This window comes from Streptomyces sp. NPDC002619 (assembly GCF_042889305.1).
GTDB lineage: Bacteria > Actinomycetota > Actinomycetes > Streptomycetales > Streptomycetaceae > Streptomyces.
The window spans coordinates 1-12,490 of sequence record NZ_JBIAQV010000090.1; the positions used below are offsets into that span (position 1 = coordinate 1).

The window sequence follows — 12,490 nt, forward strand, 5'->3', positions numbered from 1 at the left end:
TCACCCGTCCCCGCCGCAAGACGGGGACGGGGCGGGCAGGTGGCGCAAACCTGCCGCACCAGCGGCAGACGGAAACGGGAGACCGTACTCAAGCCAAAGCCCTCACGCTTTGGTGATGTGACGGACCACCCGGGCCGAAATGCCTGGATTGCTGAGATCCATTGAGGATCGAAGTAACGGAACCACCACGCTCGTCCACGAACGCGGTGAGGCATCCTGCGACGCACGCCAGGCCTGTGGCGACCGGGCTCAGGCGGCGGATCCGGTCGCCGAGGCCAGGGGTGCGGTCGGTACGGCCGCGCCTTCGCGCAGCCCGCGCAGCCACTCCTGCAATGTCTCTTGCACGGTGTACGTCGGAGCCCAATCCAATTCCCGCATCGCCCGCGAGGTGTCCATGACCGGGAAATGGATGATGGCGTCGAACAGCTCCGGAGGCGTACGCAGCAGATGGGCCCGCCAGGCGGCGGAGACAGCGGCCCGGACCGGCCAGCCCGGCACCGAGACGGTCCGGCCGCCGAACAGCTCGGCCAGCATCGCGGCGTCCACCACCGGCTCGGCAGCCAGGTTGAACGCTCCGCGCACATCCCGCAGCATGGCCTGGCAGAAGGCCGCAGCCGCATCGTCGGTGTGCAGAGCCTGGTACCGCATGCCGGGGATGTCGGGGAAGGCCGGCATGCGCTCCGGGCGAGTCAGCCGTTTCGGCACCAACGGGCCGCGGAAGAGGCGGTGCTGCTCGCACGCGGCCTCGGCCTTGAACATGAAGCCGGGCCGCATTCGGACGACGCGCATGGCGGGATGATCGCGCTCGAAGGTGTCCAGGACACGCTCGAGATAAGCCTTCTCCCGGCACAGCGCGGCCTCCGGCCAACCGTGGGTGGGCCAGGACTCGTCCACGGCGTGGTCCTTGGGCCCGGGTGAGTACGCTCCGACGAACGACGCGTACACCAGGGTGGGCACGCCCGCTTCGGCCGCCGCGTCGAAGACGCGTACCGATCCGAGGACGTTGGTGCGCCAGGTCGTCGTCGGATGGTGCGTGGGCTGGAACAGCCAGGCCAGGTGGATGACGGCGTCGGCGCCGGCGAGCTGAGTGGTCAGGTCGGCACTTTCGTCCGCGATGTCGACACTCGCCCACCCGGTCTTGGGCGGGGACCACTGTGGCAGGCGGCGTGCCAGTCCCAGGACCGAGCCGATGGACGGGTCCGTGCCAAGTGCCTTGACGATGCTGGTGCCGAGATTGCCGGTGGCACCTACGACGACCACCCGCATGTCAGGGGATGCCATTGCTCTCGCCTGCCCCTCGGGGTAAGTGGACGGGTCAACTTCGAGTGACAGCTTCTGCCCGTGGGGAGGAAATCTCCGGTCGCCCAGCCACGCGGAAGGCCCGGCGGGCAATCTGCCTGCGACAGCCTCCCCCACTTCCACCATCCGCCGGGCGACCGAGAGGCGCAAACGACACGTCGGCCGCCGCCTTCGTGCTGCCAGGTCGGGTACCACAGCTTCATCAGGACAGCCTGCTCGCCTGCCCCGAGGTACCGGCATCCTGCCGCGTTACGCCGATGACGCCCTCCACGCGCGGTCGTGCTGCGGAACGGTGGCACCGCCGCCGGCCCGCACAGCTTCCACGACCGCCTGGTGCAGTTGCCGGCTCTCCTGCCGGGTGGGGCAGGGCACCGGGCTTCCGGCCAGGGTGAACCACTGGGAGGCGCCGCTGTACTGAACCGCCACATGGGCCTTGCCGCGATCCCAGGTGGTGTGCAACGTCAGGTCGCCGGTCACGATTCCGGCCTCGTCGGTACGCACGCCGCCCCGTCCCGCGAACACCCCTGCCGTCGTCCATGATGCTCCGGTCATGACCGTCAACCTTCCTTCCTGATGTCCGTCCCGCCCCCACGTCTTCGGTCACCTCGACGTTCAGCCACCTGATCATTCTGGCCGTCCGATGCCGCCCGGCGCAGCAACCGGGCGACACATCACCACAGGGCGAACGTTGCCTGATGCGGCACTAGTCCTCGCCGCGTTCGTCCTGGTGGTCACCGGCCTGCTGGTGAAGGCCGCGGCCGTGCCCTTCCACTTCTGGCTGCCCGACGCCCACGCCGTCGCGCCCACGCCGGTGTGCATGCTTCTGTCCGGAGTGATGGTCCAACTCGGCGTCTACGGCATCTGGCGCGTCCACACCCTCGTCTTCTCCGGCGCCGGCGGCATCCCGGCATCCGCCGTCGAGCGCGCCCTGACCGTCATCGGTGTGCTCACCGCCGTGCTCGGTGCGGTGATGTGCTGGCTGCAGCGGCATCTGAAGCGACTGCTCGCCTTCTCCACGGTCGCCCACTCCGGCCTCTTCCTCACCGGCATCGCCCGGCTCACCCCCGACGCGACCGCGGGCGTGGGCCTGTACGTCCTCGCGCACGTGGGTGTGAAGGCCGTCCTCTTCGCCTGCGTCGGCATCCTCCTCGACCGCTACGCGAGCGTCGACGAGCACGACCTCCACGGGCGCGCCCGCGATCTGCCGGTGGTCGGTGTCCTGTTCACGCTCGGCGGTCTGGCGCTGGCCGGACTGCCACCGTTCGGTACGGCACTGGGCGAGGCCGCCGCCGAAGAGGCCGTCGGCCCGTTGCTCACCGCGGTCTTCGTCGCCGTCTCCGCGCTGACCGCGGCCGCGGTGCTCAGGGCGGCAGGACGGGTCTTCGCCGGGCTCGGCCCCCGCCCCCCACGGCGAGTGCCACGAGGAGACCAGCGGCAGCGATGAGGAGCCCGAGACCCGGGGACTGCTGCGCGGCGTACCGGTCACCATGCTCGCCGTCCCCTCCGCGCTCCTGGCCGGGGCGCTCGCCATCGGTCGCGTACCGGACCTCGCGGACGGCGCGCTCCACGCGGTCCACTCCAAGGACGGCACCCCGCCCCACTGGGCCGCCCACGGGATCCTCCTCGGTCTGCTCTCCACCGCGTTGGCCTGCGGCTTCGCGGCCGACGCCAGCCACCGCCCGGCCCGCCTGCCGGAACCGGCGTGGGCGTGCGTGCTGCGACGTATGCAGTCCGGGCACATCGGTGAGTACGTCGCCTGGTTGCTGGTCGGCACGACGGTCCTCGGCGTGCTGGTCCTGTCGGGTGGTGCTGTCGGGTGGTGCTGTCCGCGTGAGCTGACGGGCCGGTGGTGCTGCAGGGAGACGCGTCGGCTTCGAACGGCTCTCAGGACGCCGGTGATTTCGCGAACTCCTGTGTGAACGCGGTGGTGAAGTTCTTCAGGTCGTCCGGCTTGCGGCTGGTGATCAGCGTGTTGGGGCCCTCGCGGCAGATGCTGACCGACTCGTCCACCCAGGTGCCGCCGGCGTTGCGGATGTCCGTGCGCAGACTGGGCCAGGACGTCAGTGTGCGGCCGCCCAGCACGTCGGCCTCCACGAGTGTCCAGGGCGCGTGGCAGATGGCGGCCACCGGTTTTCCGGCGTCGAAGAACGACCGCACGAACGCCACGGCGGCGTCGTCCATGCGCAGGGCGTCCGGATTGGCGACACCACCGGGCAGCACGAGCGCCCCGTAGTCCGCAGGGTCCGCCTCGTCCACCACCTCGTCGACGGGAAAGGTGTCCGCCCGGTCGAGATGGTCGAACGCCTGCACGCGCCCCGCCTGCGTGGACACCAGCGACGGCGTGTCACCCGCGTCCACAACGGCCTGCCACGGCTCGGTCAGCTCCACCTGCTCGATGCCCTCGGGCGCTACCAGAAAGGCGATCCTCACCTCTGCTCACTCCTCTCGATACCCGGATCTGCCGGGCGTCGGCTCAGATTGGCGGTTCCCACCCGGGTACCCGAAGGTGTGAGCCAATCGCACGGAAAAGGGTGAGAATCGATGGGCTTGGGAGGATGAAATCGTCCTGATGGCCGTAGGAGCCATCCTCACGTTCGCTACGGACTGGCATGTGAAGGGCGCCAACCTCGATGTGGTCGGCGTGATTCTGATGGCGGTCGGCCTGATCGGCACCGTCGTCTTCGCGGGTATCGCGCGCCGCTACCGGGTGATGGTCCCGCCGACCGCCCCGATGGTCGACGAACGGGGCACCCGCCACACCCACGACTGACCAAGGGCCGACGGACGAACCGACCATGCGTACGACGCCGACCGGCCCGGGCCCCTGGGCAACGACCGGCTGCCGTACCAGATCCGGGTGCTCACGCCTCCCGTGGGCGGCTCGACGCCCGGCTCCACCGGCGAGAGCCGGGCGCGTGCGGATCGGTGTGCGGTGCTTCCGTGATGTCGAGGAAGACCTGGTCGGCCTGCGGCCACTGCTCGGTGATCCGGCGCCTGATCCGTACGCACGCCAGCTCGACCTGCTCGCTGTCGATGCCGGGTGCGAGGTCGACACGGGCGGCCACGAGCACCGAGTCGAGTCCGAGCCGCATCGTGAACAGGGCCGCGACATTGTCGATCTCCTTCTGGGAGGAGAGGAACGTGCCGATCCGGCCGCTGAGTTCCGGATCCACGGCCTCGCCGATCAGCCGGTCCCGGGCCTCCCGCGCCAGCCGGTACGCCACGTAGACGAGCAGGAGACCGATGGCCACGGAGGTGGCGGCTTCCCACACCACCTGCCCAGTCACCAGGTGCAGGATCATCCCCACGGCGGCGAGCACCACGCCGAGCACCGCCGTCGAGTCCTCGGCGATCACGGTGCGCAGCGCAGGGTCCCGTACCTTCCCCTTCCGGTGGGCCTGGTGCAGGGCGCGCACCAGTGAGCCGCCTTCGGCCAGCAGCGCGACGCCCAGGACGGAGAGTCCGGCCACGTAGCCCTCGTGCGACTCCTGACCGCCCGCTCGCAGCGCGTGCAGCCCCTGGTAGACGGAGAAACAGCCGCCCATGACGAAAATCCCCACGGCGGCGAGGAGCGCCCAGAAGTAGCGCTCCTTGCCGTACCCGAAGGGGTGCCGGGCGTCCGGGGGGCGGCGGCTGCGTCACAGCGCCACCAGCAGGAACACCTCGTTGAGACTGTCCGCGACCGAATGCGCGGCCTCCGAGAGCAGCGCGGGGGAGGCGGCCAGCAGACCGGCGACCGCCTTCGCGGCGGCGATCACCAGATTCGCGCCGAGGGCGACCAGAACCGTCACCCGCGTCCGGCCGTCCTGCTCCCGCCCACTCCGTCCCGTCCGCTGTGCTGTCACGCCGTACCGTACCGTCCCGTCCTGAGTCTCGTTCGCGCCCGACGGGTACCCGGTCCGGTTCCTGCTTGCACGCGCCTGGCCAAGTCCGTGCACGAACCGTATCGGGCGGTTCGAGCCGACCTCTCAGGTCTGCTCGGACTGCGGCGTCAAGGACAGCCCCAAGTCCCTCCACATCCGCGTATGGGACTGCGGTGCCTGCGCGGGGCCGTCCTGGATCGGGACAGCAACGCTGCGGTCAACGTCGCCATGGCCGCCGGACTGACGGTGTCAGCCTGTGGAGCGCGGGTAAAACCGGTACTCGTACCGGCACAGCGCGTTGAAGCAGGAACCCACCGAGACGGTCAGACGACCGTGGCAGGAATCACCTCCCCTCAGGGAGGTGACACACCGTCTTCCAGGGCTACCCCCAGCGCGCCACCCTGGGCTTCGCGCTCCTCGTCGGGCAGCGTTCCTCTACAACGCCATCACCTTCGGCTTCGGCTCGATCCTGGTGCGGTTCTTCGACGTCCCGAACGGAGTGACCGGCTATTACTTTGCCGTGATCACGCTCGGCGACTTCCTCGGCCCGCTGTTTCGCGGGCGCCTCTTCGACACCTGGGGACGGCGGCCGATGATCGCCGGCACGTGCGCCCTGTCGGGGCCACTGCTCTTCGGCACCGCCGTACTCTTCGACGCCGGGGTCCTCGACGCATCACCATGACGGTGTGCTGGTGTGTGGTCCTCTTCTTCGCGCCGGAGGTCGCCAGTTCGGCTTATCTCACGGTCAGCGAGATCTTCCCGATGGAGACCCGGGCGATGTCGATCGCCTTCTTCTACGCCCTCGGCACGGCCGTCGGCGGCATCACCGGACCGCTCGTCTTCGCCGGCCTGACCGAGAGCGGCGTCGTCTCCGACGCGGTCCTCGCCTTCTGCGTCGGCGCCGCGCTGATGCCCCTCGCGGGGCTGGTCGCAGTGTTCTTCGCGGTCACGGCGGAGGGCCGCTCCCTCGAGGACATCGCGACACCGCTCTCCGCGCTGGGAGACGAGGGCCCGGCGTAGGCGCGCGCGGACGTTGACGTGTGCGGGGGATGGGTACCCGGCGGTGGAAGGGTGACCGGCACCGCTCGAACGCGAAAGGAGCCCGTCGTGGTTCACTACGTACGCGACATCATGACCAGCTCTCCCGTGACCGTCGAACCGCGGGAACCGGTGATCGAGGTGGCCCGGCTGATGCGCGACCAGGACGTCGGCGCGGTCCTGGTGACCGACCACGACCGTCTCAGGGGCCTGGTCACCGACCGCGACCTGGTCGTCCGCGCCCTGGCCGACGGCACGGACCTGGAGCACATGACGGTGGGCCGGACCGTGAGCGAGGACGTGGTCACCGTCGGCCCGGACGAGGAGATCGGCGACGCGGCGGGTCTGATGCGCGACCACGGCGTACGCCGCCTCCCGGTCGTCGATGCCCACGGCACCCCCGTGGGCGTGGTCGCCCTCACTGACCTGCAGACCGCACAACACACCCAGCCCGACCACGCCCCTACGGTGGCACCGACCCCCAGCACGTGAAGGCGTGGTCCGCTCGGGCACGTTCGCCAACAAGGGGCCGGGCTGGACTTCGTGACAGGCAGGGTTTCAAGTCCAAGGTCCAGGAATTCCCGGCGTCGACTGCGGCACGGGCGCTTCATGACGTCCCACCAGCGCGCCACGTTGTCCTCGATCTTCCGCCGCCACGCGGGATCCTCGACCGGTTTCAGCAGGGGCAGCAGCCGGTGCATGGTAGGGGCCGCATCGCGCCCGACGGATGCGTGCCCACCGGGTACCCGGAACGCGGCGCTGGACCCCGGCGTCGGTGAGGTGAGGCAGCGCGAGCGGGGGTACCCGGTCGCCGAGACATGACATCCGACGACGGAAGGGGCTCGTCATAGCCCAGCGTGTGCGTGACATCATGAGCGACGATCTTGTGACCGTCGAGCCACAGGCCGCGGTGGCCGCCGTGGCCCGGCTGATGCGCGACCAGGACGTCGGCGCCGTGCTGGTGACGGAGGATGGCCGGCTGCCTGGCCTGGTGAGCGATCGCGACCTGGTGGTCTGTGCGTTCGCCGAAGGCACGGACCCCGAGCGGACGACCGTGGCCCGGGCCTGCAGGGGCGACCTGATCACCATCACCGCGGACGACAGCCTCGACCAGGCGGTCGGGTTGATGCGTGAGCACACCGTCCGCCGTCTTCCCGTCGTCGACGATGCCGACCAGCCGATCGGCATTGCCTCCCTTGGAGACCTGGCGATCGAACGGGACGAGAACTCGGCTCTGGGCGACATCAGCGCCGCCAGGCCCAACATGTAGTCCCCTTACGCGCGGCAGGAGGGTCGAGGAGGTCGAAGACCATGACGCACCCGGCGGAGCGTTCTCGGGACGGTCGGGGCTGGTTCGAGCGACTGGCCGAAACGGCCTCCAACTTCACGAGCTCCAGGGTGTTCTACGGCTTCTGCATCTTGCTGGTGTTGGTTTTCATCGCGATCCACGCCGCCGGTCTCGGCCTGAACTGGCAGCTGTTGGTGGGCGACGTCATGACGTCGGTGAACCTGCTCCTGCTGGCTCTGCTGAAGAACTCCGAGCGCCGAGCCGAGCACGCCATCCAGCGCAAACTCGACAGCATCGCGGCCGCGTTGCTCGCCCGGGAGGGAGACGGGAAGCACGAAGCCGACGAAAGGTTGCGCAACGCGATCGGTATGGAGAAGGAACTCTGACGCCTCACTCAGATCTCTCTCCGCGCAGGGCCGAGCCTCCCTCCCGCCAGGCGCCCAGCAGCCGGGCCGCCAGCCGGTCCTCGAGGTAGGAGGTCGCGCGGATCCCGAACACCACGTCGGCGTCGAGCCGCGGTTCGCTCTCGAGCAGCCCGCCGACGACGTCATGCCGTACGACCTGTTCGTGTACGGCGTCCGCCTCCACGTGCTCCGTGTAGAACCGAACGGCGGCCGGACCGCCGCCCACCCGGCGCAGCGCCTCGGCCAGGCGGCGCGAAGCAGGGGAGGAGGTCACCTCGACGGCGGCGAAATGCCCGACGAGCGCCGCCCGCAGCGCCCGGTGCAGCCCGAACAGGGACATGAGGTTGACGGTCGCGAGCGCCTCGGCCGGCGCGGCGTCGACGTAGTGGCCGTATGACGTGTCGAGCCGCAGGTCCGCCATGAGGTCGGCGAACAGTTCCGCATGGATCTCGTCGGCCCGGCCCGCGCCGAACTCGTCGAACTCCACCGCGACCATGGCCGCTTTGGCCCGCCCGCGGAGCCGGGGAATGACCCAGGCGTGCGGGTCCGCCTCCTTGAGGTGGTACAGCGAGCGCAACGCCGCGTATTCACGCAGGTTCTCGAGACTGCCTCGGTCGCGGAGGAAGTGCGAGACGCTGCCCTCATCGCCGATGGGTTCCAACTGGAGCTCGTCCAGCGCCTGTTCGGCGGTCTCCGCGCCATCGATCGGGACGTCCGTGCGCAGGGCGCCGAGGAAGTGGTCCTCGATCGCGCCGCGTCGGGCCAGCAGGCCACTGTCCCATTCGCAGTCCTCGGACACTCCCTCGAAGCCCTGGTAGTGCAGCTCGTAGAGGAGGTAGAGGGCGAGTTGCAGGTCGTCTCCATAGGCGGAGCAGGCGGCGGGGAGCGGTGGGTGGTTGGTGCCTGCCGATCCGCGCAGGGTGCTCACCACCGCGTCCGACAGGGCGCCGCGGGGCTCGGGCAGGGGCGGAGGCGCGTACCGCTCCACCCGTCGGCTGACCCTCGTCATACGGCATCGCCCTCGGGGTGCGTCGTGCCGCCGCGGCCGGATTCCGCACGGCCTCCGGTCGCCGGGCCCTGCCGCTTCTCGCGGCGGCGGTGGCTGGTGTCGCACCAGGGCTGAATCCGGCTGCGGCGGCAGGTGCAGATCGCCACCGTGAAGCGCGTCGAGACCGTCACCTCGCCGTCCTCGCCCACCACTTCGACTGGCCCTTCCACCAGGAGGGGCCCGTCGCGCTGGACTTGGATACGCCGGGGACGGTCAGGCATGTTCGGCACGGATCACCACCAGCTCCTCGGTCGTGCCTCCGTCGGCCAGTCCCCGCTCGCGCAGCCAGGCCAGGCGGGAGAGCAGCACCCGGCCGAAAGGCAGTCGGGCCCGGTCGACCACCTCCGGGCGCAGACCGGCCCGCGTGAGCCGGGCCAGAGTGTCGTCGACACCGCACAGGTCCGAGTGCACGATCAGCAGCGTTCCCGTCGAGCGCATCACCGCCGGCGCGGTGTCGCAGATCCGGTCGATCAGCAGCCGGCCGTCCGCCCCGGCGTCCCAGGCCCTGGCCGTGCCCCGGGGATCCTCGTACGGAGCGGGCACGTACGGGGGATTGGTGACCACGAGGTCGAAGCGACGGCCCGGCACGGCGGACGCCAGGTCGCCGTGGCGCACGCGGACGGTCTGTCTGTTCAACAGCGCGTTGCACCAGGCGGCCGCGACGGCCCGCCAGGAGATGTCCACCGCGGTGACCCGCCCGCCCAGCCGAGCCGCCTCCACCGCGAGTACGCCACTGCCGGTGCCCAGGTCGAGCACGTCCGTCCGGCTGGTGATCCCCTCGCGCCGCATCGCCCGCCGCAGGAGCCGTGTGTCGGCCTGCGGCGCGTAGACGCCCCGGGGAACCCAACAGCGCGGCAGGGCGGGGGAGATGAGGGTTTCGGTCGGCATGGGGGTGCCTCGAGAAAATGTGATCGACGTAGCGGGTGGTGCGCCGGACACACGCCAGCGACGGCACACGAGTACCCCTCGGCACCAGAAGTAACGCCCATGGTTTCCTGCATAGGGTTTGGCCCGGATCGTGCACGCCCACGCGGCGATCCTCAGGGGCATCGGGCGGGTGTGGGGGGGGCACCATGCCGACCGGCTGCGGCAGGCCGAGAGGATCGGCACCATCCCGATCGACACGAACGGGCGCCCCAGTTTCGTCGTCTCGTACGAACTGAGCCTGGACGAGGCCTCGACGGCGTATGAGTACTTCGACAACCGCGACGCGGGCTGGACCAAGGTGGTCCTGCATCCGAACGGCCATCACTGAGCGGCGACACCGTCGAGCCGATCCGTGTCTAGCGTCCGTCGGTGGGAGCGTCGCCGTCGAGATCGGCGGTGCGCTGTGCGTCGTCGTGGGCGAGGACGGAGAGCAGGGATGCCACGGTCAGTCCGGCTTCGGCGGGATGTCGCAGGACCTTGTCGGCTTCGATCTGGTACATGTTGGTGCGGCCGGCCCGGGTGTGGGAGAGGTAGCCGTCCTGCTCCAGATCAAAAATGATCTTTTGGACGGCGCGCTCCGTGAGTCGGCAGTGCGCTGCGATGTCGCGGATGCGTACATTCGCGTCGTCGGCGATGGTGGCCAGAACGCGCGCGTGGTTGGTGAGGAACGTCCACGTCGTCCGCTGTCCAGGGAGTCCATCCATAAGGCAATCCTACGAGAGGGCATTCGCGTATACAAAAACATGAAGATCATTTCATGTATCTCTTGACGTGTGTTGTCTCTTGGGGGAGCGTGGTGAAGCAGGCGAAATCCTCACGGGAGAAGCAGCCATGCCACAGGTGCCTTACTTCGCTCAAGCGGGGACGGACGGTGCCTGCACCGGGTTCGCCGAGGTCACAGGCGTAAGCCAGACGCCGGCGCTCACGTTCGACGTCCTCGTGGACGGCGACCGCACGACCGTCACAGTGCGTGGAGAACTCGACATCGACGTTGACTGGGAACTGGACCACGCCTTGCGCGCGGCGGTGACCCGGTCGGTCTGGGGCATCGAACTCGATCTGAGCGGGGTCACGTTCTGTGACTGCTCCGGACTCAATACCCTGCTGGCCGTGAGGCTGCAGGCACGCCGCCAGTCCAAGACCGTGACCATTCGCGCCGCCAGTCCCGCCGTCCACCGCGTACTTACGCTGACCGGTACGTGGCCCTTTTTCAAGGCGGCGGACGACTCCGATTCCGACACCTCGGACGACGCAGGCCCCGAGGCGGCACCCGAAATCTCCGCCGACCGCGCCCCTCCCCCCGCTCCGCTTCCGGCACCGGCCTGGGCGGACGGCGCCGACGAGCGACTGCGGACCGAAGTCATACAGCTGCGCCGGGCCATGCAGACGCGCCCGACCATCGACCTGGCCCGCGGCATCCTCATGGCCTCCTTCGGACTCACCCCGGAGGACGCCTGGAGCGCTCTGGTCATGACCTCGCAACACACCAACGCCAAGGTGCACCGCGTCGCCCAGGGCCTGGTGGACACCGTCTCCGGCACCCCCCTGCCGGAGTCCGTACAGCTGGTACTCAGCGACGTCCTGACCAAGGTCGGCACGGCTGAGGCACAATCGACCTCCCGGTAGCGCGAACGACGATTGACCGTCACGTCGGCTACCCGGTCGTACAGCTGTTCCCGGTGGGTCGGCTGCGCCGCGTGTCTCGATTCCCGCAGCCCTACGGACGTGAACTTGCCCGTGAGCACGCCGAGTTGCCGGAACGTCTGGCCGAACTGGAGCCGGTCCGCGTGCGGGAGGAGTCCGGATGACGGGAATGCGCTACGTATACGCGGTCTGCCGCCCCTTCGGCGGCGCCCTCCAGGCTCAGTTGACGGGCGTGGCGGGCGACCCGCCCAGGCTGCTGACCCACCACGGCCTGGTCGCCGTCGTGAGCCACGTACCGGAGGGGGACTTCGCCCAGGAACCACTGCGGGCCGCATACGTACGGTGGGACAAGTGACGGCGGTCTCGACGGGCAGTGACACCGCCTGCGAGAGCGCGCCGATCACGGACCAGACGAACGGGCTCTGGCCCTGGGCGTCGTTCCACGGGTGGTAGTGGTCGGAGATCCACAAGGACTGGAATCCGGCCTGCTCGGCCGCCCGCGCCTGGTCGAGCAGATCCGCGGGTCCGAACTCCTCGCACGAGAGGAAGTAGCCGAATTCGGGCATGAGCCAACACCTCCGTCACCGAAAGGATCCGGGGCGTCTTTCGGGTAACCAAGCACACGGGTCGGAAACCGGTGGCCCCCCGCATGCTCGATGTCACTTCGAGCGCAGCAGCGCTCCGATACCTGCCGCAGGAGACGTCTCGCCCGCCTCAATGACGGGGTCACTGCCAGGGCGGGGGCGTCCGTGGCGACGGCCGCGCGGATCACGGCGTCGTCCGCCCGCGTCGGTCAAGGGGCGCGTCTCGCCAAGGGGCTTCAGCTTGTTCCTTGTGAGGAACCCCGGGCGTTCACGACTCCGTTGGGAAAGGGACGAACCGCTGGCCGTGGTGGTCACTTTGGCTCACGGACCCGCAGGTCAAGTGATCCACTCCCAGCCAGAGTGCGAGCCGGGATGCCCGCCCTGTCCTTTTGCCA

The 12,490-nt window shown here is 69.5% G+C and carries 11 protein-coding genes and 8 pseudogenes; 10 read left to right on the top strand and 9 right to left on the bottom strand.

Annotation, left to right across the window (positions count from 1 at the left end; genetic code table 11):
• Nucleotides 1-249: 249 nt before the first annotated feature.
• Nucleotides 250-1,281 carry an NAD-dependent epimerase/dehydratase family protein gene (locus tag ACFYXB_RS44215; RefSeq protein WP_389591065.1) on the bottom strand — a complete coding sequence of 344 codons (1,032 nt, stop codon included), beginning with the start codon at nt 1,279-1,281 and terminating at the stop codon, nt 250-252.
• A 267-nt stretch (nt 1,282-1,548) separates the two neighbouring features.
• Nucleotides 1,549-1,851, bottom strand: a complete 303-nt coding sequence (locus ACFYXB_RS44220; protein WP_389591066.1) for a hypothetical protein — start codon at nt 1,849-1,851, stop codon at nt 1,549-1,551.
• Nucleotides 1,852-1,990: 139 nt separating this feature from the next.
• Here ACFYXB_RS44220 and ACFYXB_RS44225 point away from each other — a divergent pair.
• Nucleotides 1,991-3,104 (top strand): annotated as a pseudogene (locus tag ACFYXB_RS44225) (complex I subunit 5 family protein); the annotation flags it as partial.
• A 79-nt stretch (nt 3,105-3,183) separates the two neighbouring features.
• Here the strand turns inward: ACFYXB_RS44225 and ACFYXB_RS44230 are convergent.
• Nucleotides 3,184-3,729, bottom strand: a complete 546-nt coding sequence (locus ACFYXB_RS44230; RefSeq protein WP_351366791.1) for a type 1 glutamine amidotransferase domain-containing protein — start codon at nt 3,727-3,729, stop codon at nt 3,184-3,186.
• 111 nt (nt 3,730-3,840) lie between these two features.
• On the opposite strand from ACFYXB_RS44230, the pseudogene ACFYXB_RS44235 reads away from it, so the two are divergent.
• A pseudogene (locus ACFYXB_RS44235) lies at nt 3,841-4,069 on the top strand (hypothetical protein).
• Nucleotides 4,070-4,160: 91 nt separating this feature from the next.
• On the opposite strand, the pseudogene ACFYXB_RS44240 reads toward ACFYXB_RS44235, so the two are convergent.
• A pseudogene (locus ACFYXB_RS44240) lies at nt 4,161-5,144 on the bottom strand (cation diffusion facilitator family transporter).
• A gap of 97 nt (nt 5,145-5,241) precedes the next feature.
• Here ACFYXB_RS44240 and ACFYXB_RS44245 point away from each other — a divergent pair.
• The 5 genes and pseudogenes from ACFYXB_RS44245 to ACFYXB_RS44265 form a co-directional block, all read left to right on the top strand.
• Nucleotides 5,242-5,477, top strand: a pseudogene (locus ACFYXB_RS44245) (zinc ribbon domain-containing protein); the annotation flags it as partial.
• Nucleotides 5,478-5,530: 53 nt separating this feature from the next.
• Nucleotides 5,531-6,182 (top strand): annotated as a pseudogene (locus tag ACFYXB_RS44250) (MFS transporter); the annotation flags it as partial.
• An 87-nt stretch (nt 6,183-6,269) separates the two neighbouring features.
• Complete coding sequence (locus ACFYXB_RS44255; protein ID WP_389591067.1) at nt 6,270-6,692, top strand: CBS domain-containing protein; 423 nt, start codon at nt 6,270-6,272, stop codon at nt 6,690-6,692.
• A gap of 355 nt (nt 6,693-7,047) precedes the next feature.
• Nucleotides 7,048-7,470, top strand: coding sequence for a CBS domain-containing protein (locus ACFYXB_RS44260; protein ID WP_389591076.1), 423 nt, complete (start codon nt 7,048-7,050; stop codon nt 7,468-7,470).
• A gap of 41 nt (nt 7,471-7,511) precedes the next feature.
• A complete protein-coding gene (locus ACFYXB_RS44265) occupies nt 7,512-7,874 on the top strand; it encodes a low affinity iron permease family protein (protein ID WP_389591068.1) in 363 nt (120 codons plus the stop codon).
• A 4-nt stretch (nt 7,875-7,878) separates the two neighbouring features.
• Here the strand turns inward: ACFYXB_RS44265 and ACFYXB_RS44270 are convergent, their stop codons facing one another.
• Genes ACFYXB_RS44270 through ACFYXB_RS44280 form a run of 3 tightly spaced genes read right to left on the bottom strand, consistent with a single transcriptional unit; the run spans nt 7,879 to nt 9,828 of the window.
• The gene (locus ACFYXB_RS44270; RefSeq protein ID WP_389591069.1) at nt 7,879-8,901 is read right to left on the bottom strand and encodes an iron-containing redox enzyme family protein; all 1,023 of its coding nucleotides are present in this window, start codon (nt 8,899-8,901) and stop codon (nt 7,879-7,881) included.
• Nucleotides 8,898-9,161, bottom strand: coding sequence for a CDGSH iron-sulfur domain-containing protein (locus ACFYXB_RS44275; protein ID WP_389591070.1), 264 nt, complete (start codon nt 9,159-9,161; stop codon nt 8,898-8,900). Before ACFYXB_RS44275 ends, ACFYXB_RS44270 begins: the two co-directional genes overlap by 4 nt.
• Nucleotides 9,154-9,828, bottom strand: coding sequence for a HemK2/MTQ2 family protein methyltransferase (locus ACFYXB_RS44280; RefSeq protein ID WP_389591071.1), 675 nt, complete (start codon nt 9,826-9,828; stop codon nt 9,154-9,156). The genes ACFYXB_RS44275 and ACFYXB_RS44280 overlap by 8 nt, the downstream gene beginning before the upstream one ends.
• Nucleotides 9,829-10,072: 244 nt before the next feature.
• Here ACFYXB_RS44280 and ACFYXB_RS44285 point away from each other — a divergent pair.
• Nucleotides 10,073-10,195 (top strand): annotated as a pseudogene (locus tag ACFYXB_RS44285) (aldehyde dehydrogenase); the annotation flags it as partial.
• 28 nt (nt 10,196-10,223) lie between these two features.
• Here the strand turns inward: ACFYXB_RS44285 and ACFYXB_RS44290 are convergent.
• A complete protein-coding gene (locus ACFYXB_RS44290) occupies nt 10,224-10,571 on the bottom strand; it encodes a helix-turn-helix transcriptional regulator (RefSeq protein ID WP_389591073.1) in 348 nt (115 codons plus the stop codon).
• A gap of 127 nt (nt 10,572-10,698) precedes the next feature.
• On the opposite strand from ACFYXB_RS44290, the gene ACFYXB_RS44295 reads away from it, so the two are divergent.
• Complete coding sequence (locus tag ACFYXB_RS44295; protein WP_389591075.1) at nt 10,699-11,493, top strand: STAS domain-containing protein; 795 nt, start codon at nt 10,699-10,701, stop codon at nt 11,491-11,493.
• A gap of 178 nt (nt 11,494-11,671) precedes the next feature.
• Nucleotides 11,672-11,842: pseudogene (locus ACFYXB_RS44300) on the top strand (GvpL/GvpF family gas vesicle protein); the annotation flags it as partial.
• Here ACFYXB_RS44300 and ACFYXB_RS44305 read toward each other — a convergent pair.
• Nucleotides 11,829-12,077 (bottom strand): annotated as a pseudogene (locus ACFYXB_RS44305) (LLM class flavin-dependent oxidoreductase); the annotation flags it as partial. The pseudogenes ACFYXB_RS44300 and ACFYXB_RS44305 sit on opposite strands and share 14 nt — an antisense overlap.
• Nucleotides 12,078-12,490: the final 413 nt, after the last annotated feature.